Source organism: Pantoea wallisii, assembly GCF_002095485.1.
Lineage (GTDB): Bacteria > Pseudomonadota > Gammaproteobacteria > Enterobacterales > Enterobacteriaceae > Pantoea > Pantoea wallisii.
This window is the reverse complement of record NZ_MLFS01000029.1, coordinates 22,312-39,600: the sequence shown is the minus strand read 5'-3', so window position 1 is coordinate 39,600 and position 17,289 is coordinate 22,312. Positions and strand designations below refer to the sequence as shown.

Here is a 17,289-nt window from a genome sequence, read left to right as displayed (position 1 = left end):
GTCCCTTCATAAGGAAAAGAAATTAAGCTGGATCACAAGCTTGTTCGCCGTAGGCGTCAAAAGTCTCCAAAACTACTTCGCTAACATTCCTGGGTAGTGTTTAGCGATAATATCATTCATCCTCTCGACCAAATCCAGCCGCTTGAAAGTCAAGTGCGCAGTGCCCTTCTGAAAGTAGCGAATACGGAAGAACTCATCTTCATAAACATCCTTATCCGGGTTATCTCGAATATGCGCCATCAACCGAGTAGTTATATCGCTACGGTTGTTAGGTATTGATTTACCACTCATTAAAAACAGCATTCGCTCCAAGTCAGCCAACTGATCCCTCCGCCAACCCCAGTTAAGGCTAAAGCCCCAGCGGTTGTGAGTTACCAAATTATTAATGATTATCTTCTTACCAAAGCTGCAGGGACTATTAGTTTTGTAATCCCACGACAGGCCTTTGAAGACGTTAATGATCCCGCGCTCAAAGACTTCCATTTTGTTCAGATGTAACTGTTCAAAAGTACTGAGAATATTCGCCTCACTGATAGCAGGAAGATCGCCCTCCTCCAGGTTCTTGTGCCACTGGTCTCGAGCCTGCGCATCCATCAAGCCATCATGCCGGACTTCAGCATCAAATCGCGCCAGATACAGCTGTCAATATTGCGGATAACGTCTTCCATCCGAAACACCTGTAGCTTTCTCGCTCGAGTAGCCACAAGAAACCAGTTTCTGGACTGGAAGATCAGGCGGCGAGGAGCCACTCCTTCGTAACTTTTACCATTGACTAATAGCGTGACAGCCCGGAAGTCACGGATAGCTTCGGCCAGTTCCAGAAAACAGGTGGTCTGCGTGATTGGCGATGGCAGCCCTCCATGCCCGATAAGACATGGAGAGCCACCAGAGCTGCTGGTAATCAGCCGGATTAGTCTGCGGTTCTGAGCCGGAATGATCCCCGAAATACCAGAGTTGAGGATAAACGCAAAGGTATTGGGTAAATGCTCTCGACCCGTTCGCCGGATAAGTCGGTAGCACCCATTGGAATGTTCAAGATCCAGATGGATTAGACGCTGCTGAAAATCCCGCTGTAGAGTGCGCTCTGAGACACCAAACTCATTAGCCAGCGCTTTCAGCTCCAAGGATTGGCCAGCCAGTAACCGGCTGATAATGACCGATAGCCTTACAGAAAGACGGTCATAATGATCATGTTGTGCTTTCATGATGAGAACAGTCCTGAACTCCCAAAATAACCTGATATTGATATGGGAGATTATGACGTACTGGTTCGACACGTTATGTCGTACCAAAGGGAGGTGGATTGAAAAAATGGTTGGGATGACTACCGCCATCTAACGCCATGAAATGCAGGATAATTATTTGACTATAATGCGGAGGCATCATTAAAAAAACGACACAACCTGTCGCGTTACGCATTGTCAGAAAGACATTATCTACTGCTCACGAAAATGATTTAGTTCTGAAAATAGTTATAAACCAATATATATCCGTGCAGTGATTGCGTTGCTGCAGATGATCCATGGTGAGATTTCTCTTGAGTGGCTAAACGCATGAGGAAATGCAGTAATGACAGCTACCCGTATAAATAACCGATTGCTGCCTGATAAGGCCTGAACAAATACAGCTCATTGTTACAGCTGCCGATGGTCCAGACTGGTATAAATCGTTTGAATTTCGCCTACGGAGCCTTCACCACGGTACACCATCGACTTATCGTACCGTTGATACTTATCTTCTCTGGCAAAGCAGCATTAGTTACACCGGCGCATTTATCAACCAGAAGCTGGTCATAAATAGAAATCGAAATTGTGCTGCAACTTGGTACCAAACGAATCAAATTCCTGCCAGAAATCCGCAGAATGTATCGGTATGTGAAGACAATACCTTGTACCCTACCGTAAAATGCTGACGCATAAGCGCTTCTCCGCACTCCGACATTAAGGATAAGAAATGTATTCAGATCAACAGCGTAGTTATCTGGCGCACTGGTTAACGTTAAGCGGCAAAGCCGAGGATTCACTTACACAGACCATCGCCAGCGCGCGAGTTGATATGAATCCCCATCAGGTAGAAGCCGCAATGTTCGCACTGGCATCTCCTTTGTCGAATGGCGTTATCCTCGCAGATGAAGTGGGACTAGGGAAAACCATTGAGGCCAGCCTGATTTTGGCGCAAAAGTGGGCAGAACGACGCCGGAAATTATTACTTATTGCTCCGGCAACGCTGCGTAAGCAGTGGAGTCAGGAACTTGAAGAGAAATTTTCATTACCTTCGCGCATTATCGAAGCAAAGAGCTTCAATCAAATGATCAAAGAGGGATGTGGTAATCCATTTGACATTGAAAACGCGACTGGGGAGGCTGCGATATGTATTTGTTCATACGAATTCGCTTCTCGTAAAGAACATGAACTGGCTCGTATTCCATGGGATCTGGTCGTCATGGATGAAGCCCATAAACTGCGAAATATCTACAAGAGCGATGGCGCTAAAACAGCCAAAAAAATCAGTAATGCATTATCTGGCAGGAAAAAAATTCTGCTTTCCGCTACGCCGCTTCAAAACAGCATCCTTGAGCTTTATGGTCTGGTTTCCGTTATTGACCCTCATTTCTTCGGTGATTTGGCCTCGTTTAAGGCCCGTTATTCTCGGCAGAATATTGACGATGCAGAATTGGCGTTACTAAGGGTACGTCTGAATAAGATCTGTAACCGCACGCTTCGCCGACAGGTTCAGCAGGAAGGTGGGATCAGTTTTACCCGCCGTCATTCAATAACCGAAGATTTTCGCCCGACGGAAGATGAAGAAGCTCTCTATAAACAGGTTTCCTCATATTTGCAGCAAGACGATCTATTGGCAATCAAAAGCGGTGCTCGTCATCTGGTGACATTAGTCATTCGTAAAATTCTGGCCTCATCGTCTACGGCGATTCAGGGAACGCTGGAGACGATGATTCACCGTTTAGAAAATAAAATGCCAGTTTTAGATGCCCTGACTGATTATGAAAACTATGATGATTACAGTGATGAAGAAGGTATCGAGGATGAAGATACGATCGATCCTCGGGCACTACAGGCAGAAATCGATCAGTTAAAAAGTTATAAAACCTTAGCGGCATCTATAACTAAAAACGCCAAGGCGGAGGCATTGTTAAGCGTTCTTAGTAGGGCTTTCGAATTTACAGTAGAACTGGGTGGATTGCGTAAAGCGGTCATTTTTACCGAGTCCGTGCGCACCCAAACCTGGCTAGCGCAACTGCTTTCAGACAATGGGTATGAAGGCGAAGTTGTATTGCTCAACGGCAGTAACAGCGATGCGGCGTCTAGAAAGATTTATAGTGACTGGTTGGAGAAGCATCAGAACTCTGGCCGAGTTTCCGGCTCTCGCACGGCGGATATGAAAGCGGCACTGGTCGAAAAATTTAGGGATGAAGGTACTCTGATGATTTGTACCGAGGCCGGTGCAGAAGGTATCAACCTTCAGTTCTGCTCTCTGTTAATCAATTATGACTTACCTTGGAACCCGCAGCGGGTTGAGCAACGTATCGGACGTGTTCACCGTTACGGACAAAAACATGATGTTGTGGTGGTTAATTTTATTAATAAAGGCAACCGGGCCGATCAGCGTGTGTTTGAACTATTGAGCCAGAAGTTCCAGCTTTTTGAAGGCGTGTTTGGTGCATCCGATGATATCCTGGGATCGATAGAATCGGGCGTTGATATTGAACGGCGTATCCATGAGATTTACCAGCACTGCCGCTCCGACGAGCAAATAGAACAGGAGTTTAATCAGCTCCAGGATGAACTCAAAGACCAGCTGGAAAACCGGGAGAATGAAACCCGGCGTTCCTTATTCGAACATTTCGATGTAGATGTCGTCCGAAACCTAAAAATTCGACGTACAACGACCCTCGCACAGTTAAACGATTATCAGGAAAATCTGCTGCTGCTAGCGGAAATGTTTCTAAGTGACAATAGCGATTTCCAGCACTCTGAAACTGGTTTTCGCTCCTCGGGAAAGTATTATGACGTTAGCTGGCCTGTTGCGGATGAAAAGGATGCAGAATTTTTCCGACCTAATCAGGGATACGGAAAGCAACTGATTGATGTAGCCCTACATGAGGGAAAAGACCTTTCCACATTGCCGGTTTGTCAGAGACTCAATTTCATCTACCAACCCAAGGCGGGGCAATTGGCCGATGTAAAATTGCTTTGCCAAAAATCAGGGCAGTTGTTACTAGCAAAAGTCAGTATCGGAAATCAAGAACAACAACGAGAGCAGCTACTTGTCGCTGCCGTAACGGAAAATGGTGAGGTAGTGGCGGAAGAAACCGCATCCCGTCTGCTTCGCTTGCCGTTGTCAGAGGTAACATCAATCGATGAACAGCCTTTGTTACCCACTTTAACCGCACAATGTGAGGTTTTACGGAATTCTTTTATCCAGCAGGTCGAACGTGATAACGAACTTTATTACAATGAAGAAGTAGAAAAACTTGAACGCTGGTCAGAAGATCGTCGCATCGCGCTGGACCTACGCATCAAACAGCTAGATGCAGAAATTAAAGAAGCGCGTAAAACCGCCCGCCAACTTCCTTCTCTGAAGGAGAAGATGGAAGCTAAACGCTTGCTAAAGGCACTAGAACGCGAGCGGGACAACATCATGATGCAGTATCATGATGAAAAGAAAAAAATTGAGCAGGAGGAAGACCGCCTGCTGGAAGAGGTTGAACAAAAGCTGGCGACAGAGATAACGTCCAGCCAATTATTTGCGGTGAGCTGGACATTGAATTCACCTTTCGCATGAAGTGTTGTTGTTTCAGGAGTCAATAATGGCTAACGGTAAAGTATTAAGACAGCTGATAAAAGCGGGCGCGACGGGCGACACTGTTACGTTCCGTCGCGTTTCAGAAGCCATTATTGATGAGGAACGTCAGAAACAGCACCATCTTCTGGCTAACGATCTGGAGCATATTCTTTATGGCGATCACATTGTTCAGGCTTCGCGTTCACCTACGTTGCCTCCGGCACCGGTAGACAAAGAAAGGGGGCTGCCACTGTTGGACCTACGGCAACCGCAGCGCAGCCTCGACGAAATGATCCTTCCAGCTACCAGCGCTACAGTGATTGATGAGCTCCTTGAAGAGCACCGGCGTAGCGATGTATTGCATAGCTATGGAATGAAAGCAGCCAGTAAGATCATATTTTTCGGGCCACCTGGCTGCGGTAAGACGCTAGCGGCAGAGGTCATTGCCTTTGAGCTGGACATGCCGCTGGCAATTGTCCGCCTTGATGTACTGGTATCCTCATTTCTGGGTGAAACAGCCGCCAACCTGCGTAAAATTTTTGATTTTATTGCCCAACATTCGCTGGTGGTCTTGTTCGATGAATTTGATGCAATAGGTAAGGAACGCGGCGACAGCGGAGAACACGGCGAATTACGCCGGGTCGTCAATGCTGTACTGCAAATGATGGATGCTTATCAGGGCAAAAGTCTGATTCTGGCGGCCACTAACCATGAACATATTCTGGACAGCGCCATTTGGCGTCGTTTTGATGAGGTGATTGAATTTCCTTTGCCTGATCAGGCACAGTTACGCGAGTTACTGGCGTTAAAGCTACGCGGCATTCGCCGCCAGTTTGAACTCGACGATAATGAATTGTTATCCTTGCTTCATGGGAAAAGTGGTGCAGATATCGAACGCATTGTTCGCCGGGCCACCAAACACATGATCCTGCGTCATCAGGAATTCCTGACGCTGAAAGATTTAAAAAACGCGATGCAGCGAGAGAACGCCAGAACTCACCGATAAGGGACTGCCATGACGGCGAATTATCAGCATCTAAATATTTTCAAAGCCCCTCTTCAGAACGACCGACGGACCCGCAGAGTCAATATGCCTCGTATTCGCAGAGGCGATTTACGTCAGCATGGGCAAATGTTATTGAACCAGCTCCAGACTCTGCGCCCGATGCTGACGCAGGTACCAGGCAGCGCCGATGATGGTCGATATATACTCAAACTGAACTACAGCGGCACGATGAATTTTTCGGCATTGATACATCATGGCGTAGAGTTTGTCAGTCAGGAAAATAAACAAGTTTGCGTAGTCTTTAGTGACGAGCAAGGGCTGGCTACATTTGCAGAACATCTGTCATCCCTCGGTCTAGGTAATACAGAACTAACCTACAAACAGATCCTGGAGGCGCTTGACGGTATTGAGGGCTGGTCGGCGGAAGATCGCAAAAGCTGGGCTCTTCGGCGTTATGGTTTTCCTGTAACGGAACGCTTTAAACTGGATGTGGAGCTCTGGCCGGTCGAAGTAGCACACCACCCCAGACGTATCGATCTGTATACCCGTTTTGAGCAATGGTTACAGGAACAGGGGATTTCCAGACAAGATAAAGTCAATCTGGACAGTCTGTTGATTTACCGGGTAGATGTCTCTCTCGCACAAGCAGAGTACCTGTTAGCACACAGGGACGTCAGGTTAATTGACTTGCCGCCGTCCAGCGGCATTAGTTATCAGCAGATTAACCGGGATATCAATACGCTTCCAGATCATCTGATTTCGCCTGCGGCAAAAGCGTCCAGAGTCTGTATTCTCGATAGCGGCATCAACACCAATCATCCACTGTTAAGCGCCGCCATTGCCGAAAGCGCCAGCTTCATTCCCGATCAGGATGCGTTTGATCAAGAGGGGCATGGCACCGCTGTAGCGAGTATTGCGCTGTATGGCGACGTTGAAGCCTGCAATGAAAGCAATTTCTGGCAACCGCAGTTATGGCTGTATAACGGGAAAGTGTTGAACGAGCAGGCTGAATTCAATGCCGAAGCAATTGAAAGCACACTAACAACCGCTGTCGCGTATTTTACCGATCTCGGTTGCCGCATTTTTAACCTGTCACTAGGAAATGTTAATGCCCCCTACGACGGCAGACATATTCGCGGAATGGCGTATCTGTTAGATACGCTGGCGCGGCAATACAATGTGCTATTTGTCGTCTCTGCGGGAAATTTCTCAGGCAGCGACGCTCCCCCGGTGCCGCAAAATAGCTGGCGGGATGAGTATCCTGATTACCTGTTACATGAAGCCAGTATTATCATCGATCCGGCTCCGGCGCTGAACGTATTGACCGTGGGCAGCGTCGCCAGACATAACGCAACGTCGGATGCACAACGCAGGCCCGACGATATTCAACATCTCTGCCCAGCAACAGAAAACCAACCTTCACCTTTTACCCGACATGGTCCATCGGTAAAAGGTGCGTTTAAACCTGACGTTGTGGCACACGGTGGCAATGTTGCTTCCAGCGTTCGGCAAGGGCAATGGCAGGCACATATGCGTGGTCTGGGCGTGTTAAGCTGCCATCACCAGTTTCAGGGTAATACGCTCTTCAAAGAACTCAGCGGCACTAGCTTTGCTGCACCGTATATCACACATCTGGCGGGTCGACTGTTAAACGAATACCCGGAAATGTCTGCCAGTATGTTGCGGGCGATGCTGGTCAATCATGCATCTGTTTCTCAGGAAATGACGCAAACTTTCCCGGAGGCCATGAGAGAAAGCTATAAAAATACCCCTGCAACGAGAAACCGGGAGATTGAGCGTGACGTGACGGGCTACGGCATCATTGATGAAGATGCGTTATACCGTTCTTCTGAAAATGTAGTGGTAATGCGATGCGAAGAGCAAATAGAAAACAACGCGCATCAATTTTTTGAACTGCCCTTCCCGGCTTCTTTTTTACGATCGCAGCGGGCAACCCGAGAAATCCGCATCACGCTGGCATACTCACCCGCCGTGCGTACTACCCGGCTGGATTATACCGCTACGCGAATCGGTTTCCGGCTGGTTAAGGGCCGCTCGCTGGATGAAGTGCAGGCTAGTTTTAATCACCAGACGCAGAGCGAAACGGAAACCCGCTCCGATGATGCTCAAACTAACCGTGTTGTATCAGCCCAACAGCGGGAACGCGGTACGGTGCAATCGTCGGTTTGGACTTTCCGCCAGCGTAACCCAGATGAAAAATGGTTTATCGTTGTAACCCGTCAAGACAGAGATTGGGGCGAAGCTTCAGCAGCGAGCAGGAACCTTACGCACTGGTAGTAACCGCGACCGATCGTGATAACGAACAGGCTCAGCTTTATACACAAATTCAGGCGCAGATCCGTGAACAGGAACGCGCCCGAGCACGTATTGGATAAAAATAGATTATGTCAACGAAGCAAAAATTAGAACTCAACTGGATTGGTAAACATAAACGTCCTCGTCTGGAGCCGCGTATTCTGCTTGAAGACAAAGATTTGTCTTATGGTGATGCGGATAGTGAAAATCTACTGATTCATGGTGATAATCTGCTGGCGTTGAAATCTCTGGAGCAGCAGTATGCGGGGAAGATAAAATGTATATTTATCGACCCACCTTATAATACAGGTAGTGCTTTTGGTCATTATGATGATGGAGTAGAGCATTCTCTTTGGTTATCACTTATGAGAGACCGTTTAGAATCGCTTCAACGATTACTTCATGAGTCTGGTTCTATATGGATATCCATTGACGATAATGAAATGGCATATTTGAAAGTATTAATGGATGAGGTTTTTGGAAGAGGGAATTTCATCACGACTATTTGCTGGGAAAAAATTTACACATTAAAAAACACAGCAAAACATTTTTCAACAATGCATGACTTTATTCTTGTCTACTCAAAAGACATAAATAAATTCACTATGAATCAATTACCTAGAACTGAAAAACAAAATAGCAACTTTAAAAACCCCGATAATGATCCAAGAGGTTCTTGGATAGATAGTGCCATGCACGCTCGCAATTATTACAGCAAAGGAACATATGAAGTAATTAGCCCTTCTGGCAATACATTCACGCCTCCACCAGGTAGATACTGGTCAGTGTCAAAAGAAAATTTCGATGCTCTAAATGCTGATAATAAAATCTGGTGGGGGAAAGATGGTAAGAATACTCCTAGAAAGAAAACTTTTTTGACAGAAGTCAAACAAGGGATTGTGCCTGGTACAATTTGGGGACATGAAGATGCCGGTCAAAATGCAGAAGCAAAAAATGAAATAAAGGCTCTTTTTTCCGATGATGGAGGAGTATTCATTACACCAAAACCAGAGAAGCTTTTGCAGAAAATAATTACAATTGCAAGTAATGAGGGAGATTTTATTCTTGACTCATTTGCAGGAACTGGAACAACTGGTGCAGTAGCTCACAAAATGAACCGTCGTTGGATTATGGTGGAATTAGGTGAACACTGTCATACACATATTGCCCCTCGTTTAAAGAAGGTGATTGATGGAAAGGATAATGGGGGAATTTCCAAGACTGTAAACTGGCAGGGTGGAGGCGGTTTCCACTATTTGCGTCTGGCTCCCTCGCTACTGAAAAAGGATCATTGGGGCAATTGGGTAATCAACAAAGAATATAACGCTGAAATGCTGACAGAAGCCATGTGTAAGCATATGAATTTCACGTATGCACCAAGTCAGACTCAATACTGGAATCATGGCTACAGTACCGAGACTGATTACATCTACGTCACTACCGGTTCTTTGGCTTATGAACAACTCAAAGTTATAAGTGAAGAGGTTGGAACTGAACGCACATTGTTGATCTGCTGCAAAGCCTTTATGACCGAAGGTGCAGAATTTCCTAACCTGACATTGGTAAAAATTCCTCGTGCCATTCTAAGTAAATGCGAATGGGATCAGGACGACTATAGCTTTACGCTAAATGTACTCTCTGATTCAGAACAACCTGACGATATTGACTACGACGAAGATACTGAAGGCGAAGAACAATTATGAGCCAAAGCAACGCCATAAAAATTGCCAATCGGATTAGTGCACGACTGTCACTGCGCGATCCGCAGGATGAATCATTGCGCATCTTATGTGACGTGCTCGAACAGCTCGGTCTCAGCAAAGATCCCGATCTTGATCGCTGGATTGAATTGCTGCGTCAGCAGTATCCCACAGTGAAAGGATTTGAACGTGCCTTCCCTTCACTATGCTTTGCACTAGCTACGGGTGTGGGTAAAACACGCTTAATGGGAGCGATGATTGCTTGGTTATACTTAACCGGACGCAGCCGCCATTTTTTCGTGCTAGCTCCAAACCTGACCATCTATGAGAAACTCAAGATGGACTTTTTACCTGGCTCGCCAAAGTATGTTTTTCAGGGCATTCCTGAACTAGCACAAACACCGCCGGTACTAATTACTGGTGATGACTATCAGGAAGGGCGAGGCGTTCGTCTGGATTATGCGATTGCTGAAAGCAAAACGGGTGATCTTTTTGGCAGCGAAACCGCTCCACACATTAATATCTTCAATATTTCCAAAATCAACGCGCTGGAAAATGCCAAAGGTGCAACTAAATCCAAAGTCGCTAAAATCCGACGCATTCAGGAATACGTCGGAGAATCTTATTTTAGCTATCTTGCAAACCTGCCCGATTTAGTTGTTTTGATGGATGAAGCCCACCGTTACTATGCTAGTGCGGGTGCACAAGCGCTTAACGATCTTAACCCAGTATTAGGTATTGAATTAACCGCCACCCCGAAAACCGTAGGTGCAAACCCACGTGATTTTAAAAATATTATTTATCACTATCCCCTTTCGCGTGCACTAAAAGACGGATACGTCAAAATTCCAGCGGTTGCCACGCGCAAAGACTTCCGTGCTGCCAACTACTCTGAAGAGCAGTTGGAAAAAATTAAGCTGGAAGACGGAATCCACCATCATGAATACGTGAAAACGGAACTAACCAGCTTTGCCAACAACACCGGTAACAAACTGGTCAAACCTTTTATGCTAGTCGTTGCGCAGGATACCGATCATGCGGACAGGCTAAAAGTACGCATTGAACACGACGATTTTTTCAATGGCGCTTACAAAGGCAAAGTAATCACCGTTCACTCGAACCAAACGGGTGAAGAATCAGAAGAAACTATGCAGCGACTTTTGGCCGTTGAGCATGACAAAGACACCGAAATCGTCATTCATGTCAACAAGTTAAAAGAGGGATGGGACGTTACAAATCTGTACACTATCGTTCCATTACGTGCTTCTGCCTCTGAAATCCTGACTGAGCAGACCATAGGCCGAGGACTGCGCCTTCCCTACGGCAAAAGAACCGGCGTCGAAGCCGTCGATCGCCTGACGATTATTGCCCATGACCGTTTTCAGGAGATTATCGATCGTGCCAATAACGATGACTCGATTATCAAGAAAGTTCTGTATATCGGGCTGGATGATGATGAAAACGGTATTCCAGAAGTAAAACCCCAGCAAATTATCGTACCATCAATGGCTGAATTCCTGTTGGGAAATCAAGTCATTGATAATAATGGGTTGCAGGCTTGTGAACCTCAAGCAATATATCAGACAAACTCCATATCAAAACCGGTACTCAATACGGAAACAGAACGTAAAGTCGCAGAACTCACGTTTAAAGTGGTGTCAGAAGAAGCTAAACGGTTAACCAGCAGTCAGCAACTCAGCGCGCCAGAGGTGAAAGCAAACGTAACTCGACGGGTACAACAAGCCTTGCGTGAATGGGAAGTGACTCAACATCAAATCTCATCGTCTTCGGATCAACTCGATTTGACGGAAATGATTGAAGAGCAAGTTGAACAGCCAAGTTTCCTTTCAATGGAGGATACGGAAGTCCAGGAGTTGGTCGGGACGATCACCGAAAAACTGATGGAATATACTATCGATATTCCTCGAATCGTGGTTTTGCCAGAACGTGAAGTCAATTACGGGTTTAATGATTTCAACCTTTCCGGATTGGATCGCATTGCACTCAAACCCGGCAGTAAAGAGCTCTTACTCACGCATCTGGAAAATAACGAACAGCGGACAATCAGTTGGCAGGAAGGTGGAGAAGCGGAAGAACGGCTAGAAAACTATCTCATTCGTTATCTGCTTGACCATGATGAAATTGATTACGACGAACATGCCGACATGCTTTACAAACTGGCCGGACAGATGGTGAACCATTTGTGCAGTTATCAGCCGGAGGAAGATGCAGAATCCGTTCTGAAAAATGCAGGTAGGCAGTTGGCAGAATTTATATGGGTGCAGATCAAACAAAATATGTGGACAACACCAACTGGCTATACCGGGCGCATAACTCAGGGCTTTGACGTGATACATCCGGCAACATTCAATTTTGCCGGAAACGAAAAACCAAGAGACTTCCGTGTAGCTATTCCGGGTGGAGAAAAAAATAAAGTCCGCCAGATGATTTTCACTGGTTTTACTAAATGCTGTTACCCTTATCAGAAATTTGACTCTGTAGATGGGGAGCTCCGCCTAGCCCAAATATTGGAGAATGATCCCTCAGTGATTCGTTGGATGAAACCTCGTCCAGGTCAGTTTCGCATCGAATATGCTAATGGCAAGAACTATGAACCTGATTTTGTTGTCGAAATGGACAATGGCTATTGCCTGATTGAACCGAAAAAAGCGACAGAAATCGACGCGCCAGAAGTTCAGGCCAAAACGCGAGCGGCTATCCGTTGGTGCGAATTTGCAAATCAAAATGCTGAAAAACTTAATGGGAAATCGTGGCAATATGCTCTTATCCCCCATGATGAAATTGAGTTAAGTCGGTCAATTTCTGGACTAATGGCTGATTTTATGATGACTAATAGTTTATCTGTATAATCGCTATTTTGGAATAATGACGAGAACCATCCTTAGACGGTATAATGCCGCCTAAGGATGGTTTAACATAAAAAAAGATAAAAAATGAATCTAGGAAATGAGTTCCCTAAAAAGCAGAATGTTTATAAAGGCATGTGGTATTTAATCACTAACACCAACCGATTTGTATTATCCGCAGCCGAAAACTCAATGGCATTTGAGCTTGAGAAAGAAGAGTATCAACGGAAGCTCGAACAAGGAAATTACAGTCTTGATCCAAAAAATCATACCTACTCTCATCCCCAGAGGCTAAAAGAATTACGAACTTTGTTACTCAAGACAACAATCTATATTTTTAGCATTATTATTTTAATAGCAGGTATTGGCTTTTATACGGGAGAATTAAAAATAACACCACATCTACCATGGAAAAATAGTGCCAGCGCTTTAGGTATTATTTTAATTTCATGGTCTACATTATTTCAATTAGGCTGGGGAAATGGCACATGGAGTGGAACGTGCCTGGATGAATTGGTAAGAAATTCTCTTTTTCGTCATATTTTTAGCATTGGTGTATTTTTGAGTTTATTATATTTCGTTCTGCCAGAATGACTATCCCACCTCCTCCCTACTAAATCTGTGGCTTATTCATAATGAGCTGAAGGGAGCAGATTGTCCGACAAAGGGCAACAATGATCATTATTCCTTACAATAGATCCATTTTTGGCAGAATTAAGGCGGCACTTCACGCCGCCGCCCATGATCAGCGCCATTCAACAATTCGAATTATAATCACGTTTTATTATTGGTTTTCCCAAAATCAAACGGACTAACCCCCTTCTCCCGATTCGCATCCAGAAAATCAGCCCACCACTGCAACATTAGCCTCCTCTCCCCCAGATGCTCAGCCTTGTGGATGTAAGCCGCACGTACAGAGCTACGCTCCTGGTGGCTCATCTGTCTCTCTACTGCATCCCTCGACCACAATCCCGATTCAATCAAAGAACTACACGCCATCGTCCTGAAACCATGCCCACACACTTCTGTTTTCGTGTCATAGCCCATCACTCGCAAAGCCTTGTTCACCGTATTCTCACTCATGGGTTTGCGCGGATCGTGATCGCCAACGAAGATCAGCTCTCGGTTCCCATTCATGCTTTTGATCTTTTCCAGAATAGCTAAGGCCTGACGCGATAAGGGAACAAGATGGGGCGTTCGCATCTTCGAACCACGCTGCGAATACTTAACTCCTTCCAGCGGTTCACGCTCACCTGGAATCGTCCACATGGCCGTTTCAAAATCGACTTCTGACCAGCGGGCAAACCGCAGTTCACTTGAACGGATAAAGACTAACAAGGTAAGTTCGACAGCAAGTCGGGTTAATGGTCTTCCGGAATAGTGATCAATGCGATGAAGTAATTCAGGTATACGGTTAAGCTCCAGTGCCGCACGATGCTGTCTTTTCGCCGTAGCAACCGCACCGGCAATCTCTTGCGCGGGGTTGTAGTCAATTAAGCCGCTCTGAACGGCAAAGCGCATAATCGCGGTAGTACGCTGCTGTAAACGGGCTGCGACTTCAAGACGCCCGGATGACTCGACTGCTTTGATGGGTACAAGTAGGTCTCGCGTTTTCAGTTCTGCAATGTTCCGCTTACCAATGGCAGCAAAGAGATTATCCTCCAGGCTTTTCAATACACGAGCACTATGCGATGCAGACCACTTCTGATTACTGGCATGCCAGTCTCTGGCAACCACTTCAAACGTTATCGCCTCTTGTTCCTGCTCTACTTTAACTGCTTTCTTGTTCTCAGTGGGATCGACACCATTAGCTAACAGCTTACGGGCTTCATCCCGCCGTGCCCTGGCTTCCGCCAGCGAAACTTCAGGGTATTTCCCCAGCGCCAGCATCTTTTCTTTACCGCCGAAGCGATAACGCAGCCGCCAATATTTAGAACCGTTAGGGTGAACCAGCAACACCATGCCTTCGCCGTCAGTCAGCTTATAGGCTTTTGCTTCAGGCTTTGCCGAACGAACCTTCACATCACTCAGAGCCATGATGAGTATCCTTTCAAGGGTTCTGTGTGGGTACAAACATTATCGAACCGGGATATACCCGCAGTTGTACCCGCATCAGTAAGTTGATGTAGATTGAATCAGGTTGACTTAGGTAGAGTGAAAAAGCGAGGAAAGCCTTGCGGATACTGGATTTCAGACACAAAAAAAGACGTCCGTTGACGTCTATTGATGTTCCGATGGTGCCGAAGGCCGGACTCGAACCGGCACGTATCTCTACGGTTGATTTTGAATCAACTGCGTCTACCGATTTCGCCACTTCGGCACTGAAGAGGATGCGGAAAACGTTGGCGATTATACCTTTACGGGCAAGGGGCGCAACCGGAATCGATGGGGATGTGCGCTAAGCGTCGAAAAAAGCAGCGCTGCCGTTTTCCTGCCACGCCGGATGACCAGAACACTCCCAATCTCGCCCTTCCCTTACGCGCCTCCGGAACTTTCTTAAGCCAAATGCCTCTTAACCACAACTGACGCAGTCAGACCGATAAGCACAATGAGGTTGAAATGAATAACACACAACGAATGATTTGGGGATGTGGCATCGCGGCGGCACTGGTTGCGGGGAGCGCCTCGGCGGCGAGCTGGCAGGATCAGCTCAAAAGCGCGGCATCGCAGCTGTCGCAGCAAAACAGCAGCAATACCGCTGCGGGCAATACGCAGAACGGTGGGCTGTCGCTGTCGTCGCTCACCGGCCTGCTGAACGGTGGCGATAAAGCGGTTAGCGCCAACAGCATGACCAATGCCGCCGGCGTGATGCAGTACTGCGTGCAGCATAACGTGGTGGATAACAACGTGAAGTCGGTCAAAGATCAGGTGCTGAACAAGCTCGGCCTGAACAGCACGACGGCGCAGGAGCAGAAAACCGACTACCAACAGGGTATCGCCGGGTTACTGAATACCGGTAACGGGCAGCAGCTGAATCTGCAGAGCCTGAGCAACTCGCCAATGGGTGAGAAGCTGAAAACCAAAGCCTGTGATGTGGTACTTAAGCAGGGCAAGAAGTATATCGGCATGTAATTGCGCAGTACGTCAGGCCGCAGGCGCGGGCACTTCCTCGCGCCTTACTTGCATAAAATCCCCTTATCACTGCATCAGCGCCCGCGTCTCTGTTGCCACCCGCTGTAAAATCTCCAGCGCCTGCGCAGACGAGCGAATATTAGTGTAGCCAATCACCAGCCCGTAACGCTTTTGCGTCTGTGCATACCAGCCGGAGAGCGGTCGCACATAAAGCTGATGCTGCGCCCACAGCGCAGCCAGCGCGCTATCCTGGGTGCCGCGCTGCAGGAACGCCACAATGTGCATACCGCCGTCGGTCAGCTCAAATTCAAACAGGCCGGGGAAAACCGCCTCAATCGCCTCCAGCATCATGCGGCGGCGCTGCTGATAAAGCGTGCGCATCTTTTTGATGTGACGATAGAAGTGCCCTTCGTTGAGAAACTGCGCCAGGATCTTCTGCGGCAACAGCGGCAGGCCGGTTTCAAGGATCTCGCCCAGTTCGCTGAAGCGCGCCATCGTCTCCTGCGGCATCACCAGATAACCAATGCGCATTGCCGGCATCATGGTTTTGCTGAAGGTGCCGGTGTAGATCACCCGATCATGCACATCCAGCTTTTCAGCGCCGGAATCACTTTGCGCGTGTAGTGAAACTCACCGTCGTAATCATCCTCAATAATCCAGCTGTTGTTGTGCTGCGCCCAGGCCAGTAACTGATGTTTGCGCGGTAGCGAAAGCGTTACGGCCAGCGGGCTCTGGTGCGTTGGCGTCACGATGGCGAAGCGCGCATCGCCGTGATAGCGCTGCAGGTAGTCCACGTCCACGCCCTGCCGATCCACCGGCACATAGTGCAGGTTGGGCGCCACACGCTTGAGCAGCTGCTGCCCGAAGAAGTAGCCGGGATCTTCAAACAGCACTTTATCGTTCGGCTGGGCCAGCACGGACAGAATCAGCCGCAGGTTGGCGCGATAGCCGCTGGTAATGAAGATCTGCGCCGGCTGCAGTTCAGCCCGCGCGAAATGTTGAGGTAGCTGGCGATCGCCTCGCGCAGCGGCGGGTAGCCCATCACCGGCGGAATGATCATCTCCTCCGGGCGCAGGCTGCGCGCGGCTTTGCCCGAGATCAGCAGCCACTTTTTAAGCGGAAACTCATCCAGAGAGGGGATGCCAAGACGCAGCTCACCTCTGCTTTCGATAACCGGACGATCAGGCAAGTGCGCCGGTGCAACTGTTTGGGTGTTGAGACCAGGTGCCAGTTTCAGCGCCGGGTTAACGCGCGTCCCTTTCGCCCCCTGACTGACAAAGTACCCCTCCCCAATCAGGATCTCATAGGCGGTCTCCACCGTTTTGCGCGCCACCTGTAGCTCCCCGGCCAGCACGCGGATTGCCGGTACGCGGTCGCCCGGCTTTAACTGCCCGGCGAGAATCTGCTGGCGATAGCGGGCGTATATCTCTTTATATCCCATGATCTCTCCTGCCATGTCCTACCTGTTATCACGGATTTTGACCCTTTTCACTTCGACATAGCAATCTAAAATAGCGCCATCAAC

8 protein-coding genes, 1 tRNA gene and 3 pseudogenes are annotated in these 17,289 nt (G+C 47.6%); 7 read left to right on the top strand and 5 right to left on the bottom strand.

Annotation, left to right across the window (positions count from 1 at the left end; translation table 11 throughout):
• Nucleotides 1-72 precede the first annotated feature (72 nt).
• Nucleotides 73-668, bottom strand: a pseudogene (locus tag HA48_RS11870) (DUF4942 domain-containing protein); the annotation flags it as partial.
• Nucleotides 657-1,205, bottom strand: a pseudogene (locus HA48_RS11865) (WYL domain-containing transcriptional factor); the annotation flags it as partial. The pseudogenes HA48_RS11870 and HA48_RS11865, both read right to left, overlap by 12 nt.
• A gap of 748 nt (nucleotides 1,206-1,953) precedes the next feature.
• On the opposite strand from HA48_RS11865, the gene HA48_RS11855 reads away from it, so the two are divergent.
• The 6 genes from HA48_RS11855 to HA48_RS22495 all read left to right on the top strand — a co-directional run bounded on the left by HA48_RS11855 (nucleotide 1,954) and on the right by HA48_RS22495 (nucleotide 13,286).
• Nucleotides 1,954-4,803 (top strand): SNF2-related protein, encoded by a 2,850-nt coding sequence (locus HA48_RS11855; RefSeq protein ID WP_128601494.1) that lies wholly within the window; start codon nucleotides 1,954-1,956, stop codon nucleotides 4,801-4,803.
• 25 nt (nucleotides 4,804-4,828) lie between these two features.
• A complete protein-coding gene (locus HA48_RS11850) occupies nucleotides 4,829-5,809 on the top strand; it encodes an AAA family ATPase (RefSeq protein ID WP_114272194.1) in 981 nt (326 codons plus the stop codon).
• A gap of 9 nt (nucleotides 5,810-5,818) precedes the next feature.
• Complete coding sequence (locus tag HA48_RS11845) at nucleotides 5,819-8,107, top strand: S8 family peptidase (RefSeq protein WP_244182833.1); 2,289 nt, start codon at nucleotides 5,819-5,821, stop codon at nucleotides 8,105-8,107.
• Between the two features lie 107 nt (nucleotides 8,108-8,214).
• On the top strand, nucleotides 8,215-9,828 hold the full coding sequence (locus tag HA48_RS11840; protein ID WP_128601493.1) for a site-specific DNA-methyltransferase: 1,614 nt from the start codon (nucleotides 8,215-8,217) through the stop codon (nucleotides 9,826-9,828).
• Complete coding sequence (locus HA48_RS11835; protein ID WP_128601492.1) at nucleotides 9,825-12,695, top strand: DEAD/DEAH box helicase; 2,871 nt, start codon at nucleotides 9,825-9,827, stop codon at nucleotides 12,693-12,695. The genes HA48_RS11840 and HA48_RS11835 overlap by 4 nt, the downstream gene beginning before the upstream one ends.
• A gap of 84 nt (nucleotides 12,696-12,779) precedes the next feature.
• Nucleotides 12,780-13,286, top strand: a complete 507-nt coding sequence (locus HA48_RS22495) for a hypothetical protein (protein WP_244182832.1) — start codon at nucleotides 12,780-12,782, stop codon at nucleotides 13,284-13,286.
• 180 nt (nucleotides 13,287-13,466) lie between these two features.
• Here the strand turns inward: HA48_RS22495 and HA48_RS11825 are convergent, their stop codons facing one another.
• Nucleotides 13,467-14,729 carry a tyrosine-type recombinase/integrase gene (locus HA48_RS11825; RefSeq protein ID WP_128601491.1) on the bottom strand — a complete coding sequence of 421 codons (1,263 nt, stop codon included), beginning with the start codon at nucleotides 14,727-14,729 and terminating at the stop codon, nucleotides 13,467-13,469.
• A gap of 198 nt (nucleotides 14,730-14,927) precedes the next feature.
• Nucleotides 14,928-15,012 (bottom strand) — tRNA-Leu (locus tag HA48_RS11820).
• 239 nt (nucleotides 15,013-15,251) lie between these two features.
• Here HA48_RS11820 and HA48_RS11815 point away from each other — a divergent pair.
• Entirely contained in the window at nucleotides 15,252-15,764 is a 513-nt protein-coding gene (locus HA48_RS11815) for a YjjA family protein (protein ID WP_128601490.1), read from the top strand.
• A 66-nt stretch (nucleotides 15,765-15,830) separates the two neighbouring features.
• On the opposite strand, the pseudogene pdxR reads toward HA48_RS11815, so the two are convergent.
• Nucleotides 15,831-17,205: pseudogene (gene pdxR / locus HA48_RS22800) on the bottom strand (MocR-like pyridoxine biosynthesis transcription factor PdxR).
• Nucleotides 17,206-17,289 lie beyond the last annotated feature (84 nt).

Bases quoted from the DNA above. Each gene is read 5' to 3' on its own strand.
- HA48_RS11855 (WP_128601494.1), top strand. From the start codon at position 1,954: ATGTATTCAGATCAACAGCGTAGTTATCTGGCGCACTGGTTAACGTTA.
- HA48_RS11850 (WP_114272194.1), top strand. From the start codon at position 4,829: ATGGCTAACGGTAAAGTATTAAGACAGCTGATAAAAGCGGGCGCGACG.
- HA48_RS11845 (WP_244182833.1), top strand. From the start codon at position 5,819: ATGACGGCGAATTATCAGCATCTAAATATTTTCAAAGCCCCTCTTCAG.
- HA48_RS11840 (WP_128601493.1), top strand. From the start codon at position 8,215: ATGTCAACGAAGCAAAAATTAGAACTCAACTGGATTGGTAAACATAAA.
- HA48_RS11835 (WP_128601492.1), top strand. From the start codon at position 9,825: ATGAGCCAAAGCAACGCCATAAAAATTGCCAATCGGATTAGTGCACGA.
- HA48_RS22495 (WP_244182832.1), top strand. From the start codon at position 12,780: ATGAATCTAGGAAATGAGTTCCCTAAAAAGCAGAATGTTTATAAAGGC.
- HA48_RS11825 (WP_128601491.1), bottom strand. From the start codon at position 14,729: ATGGCTCTGAGTGATGTGAAGGTTCGTTCGGCAAAGCCTGAAGCAAAA.
- HA48_RS11815 (WP_128601490.1), top strand. From the start codon at position 15,252: ATGAATAACACACAACGAATGATTTGGGGATGTGGCATCGCGGCGGCA.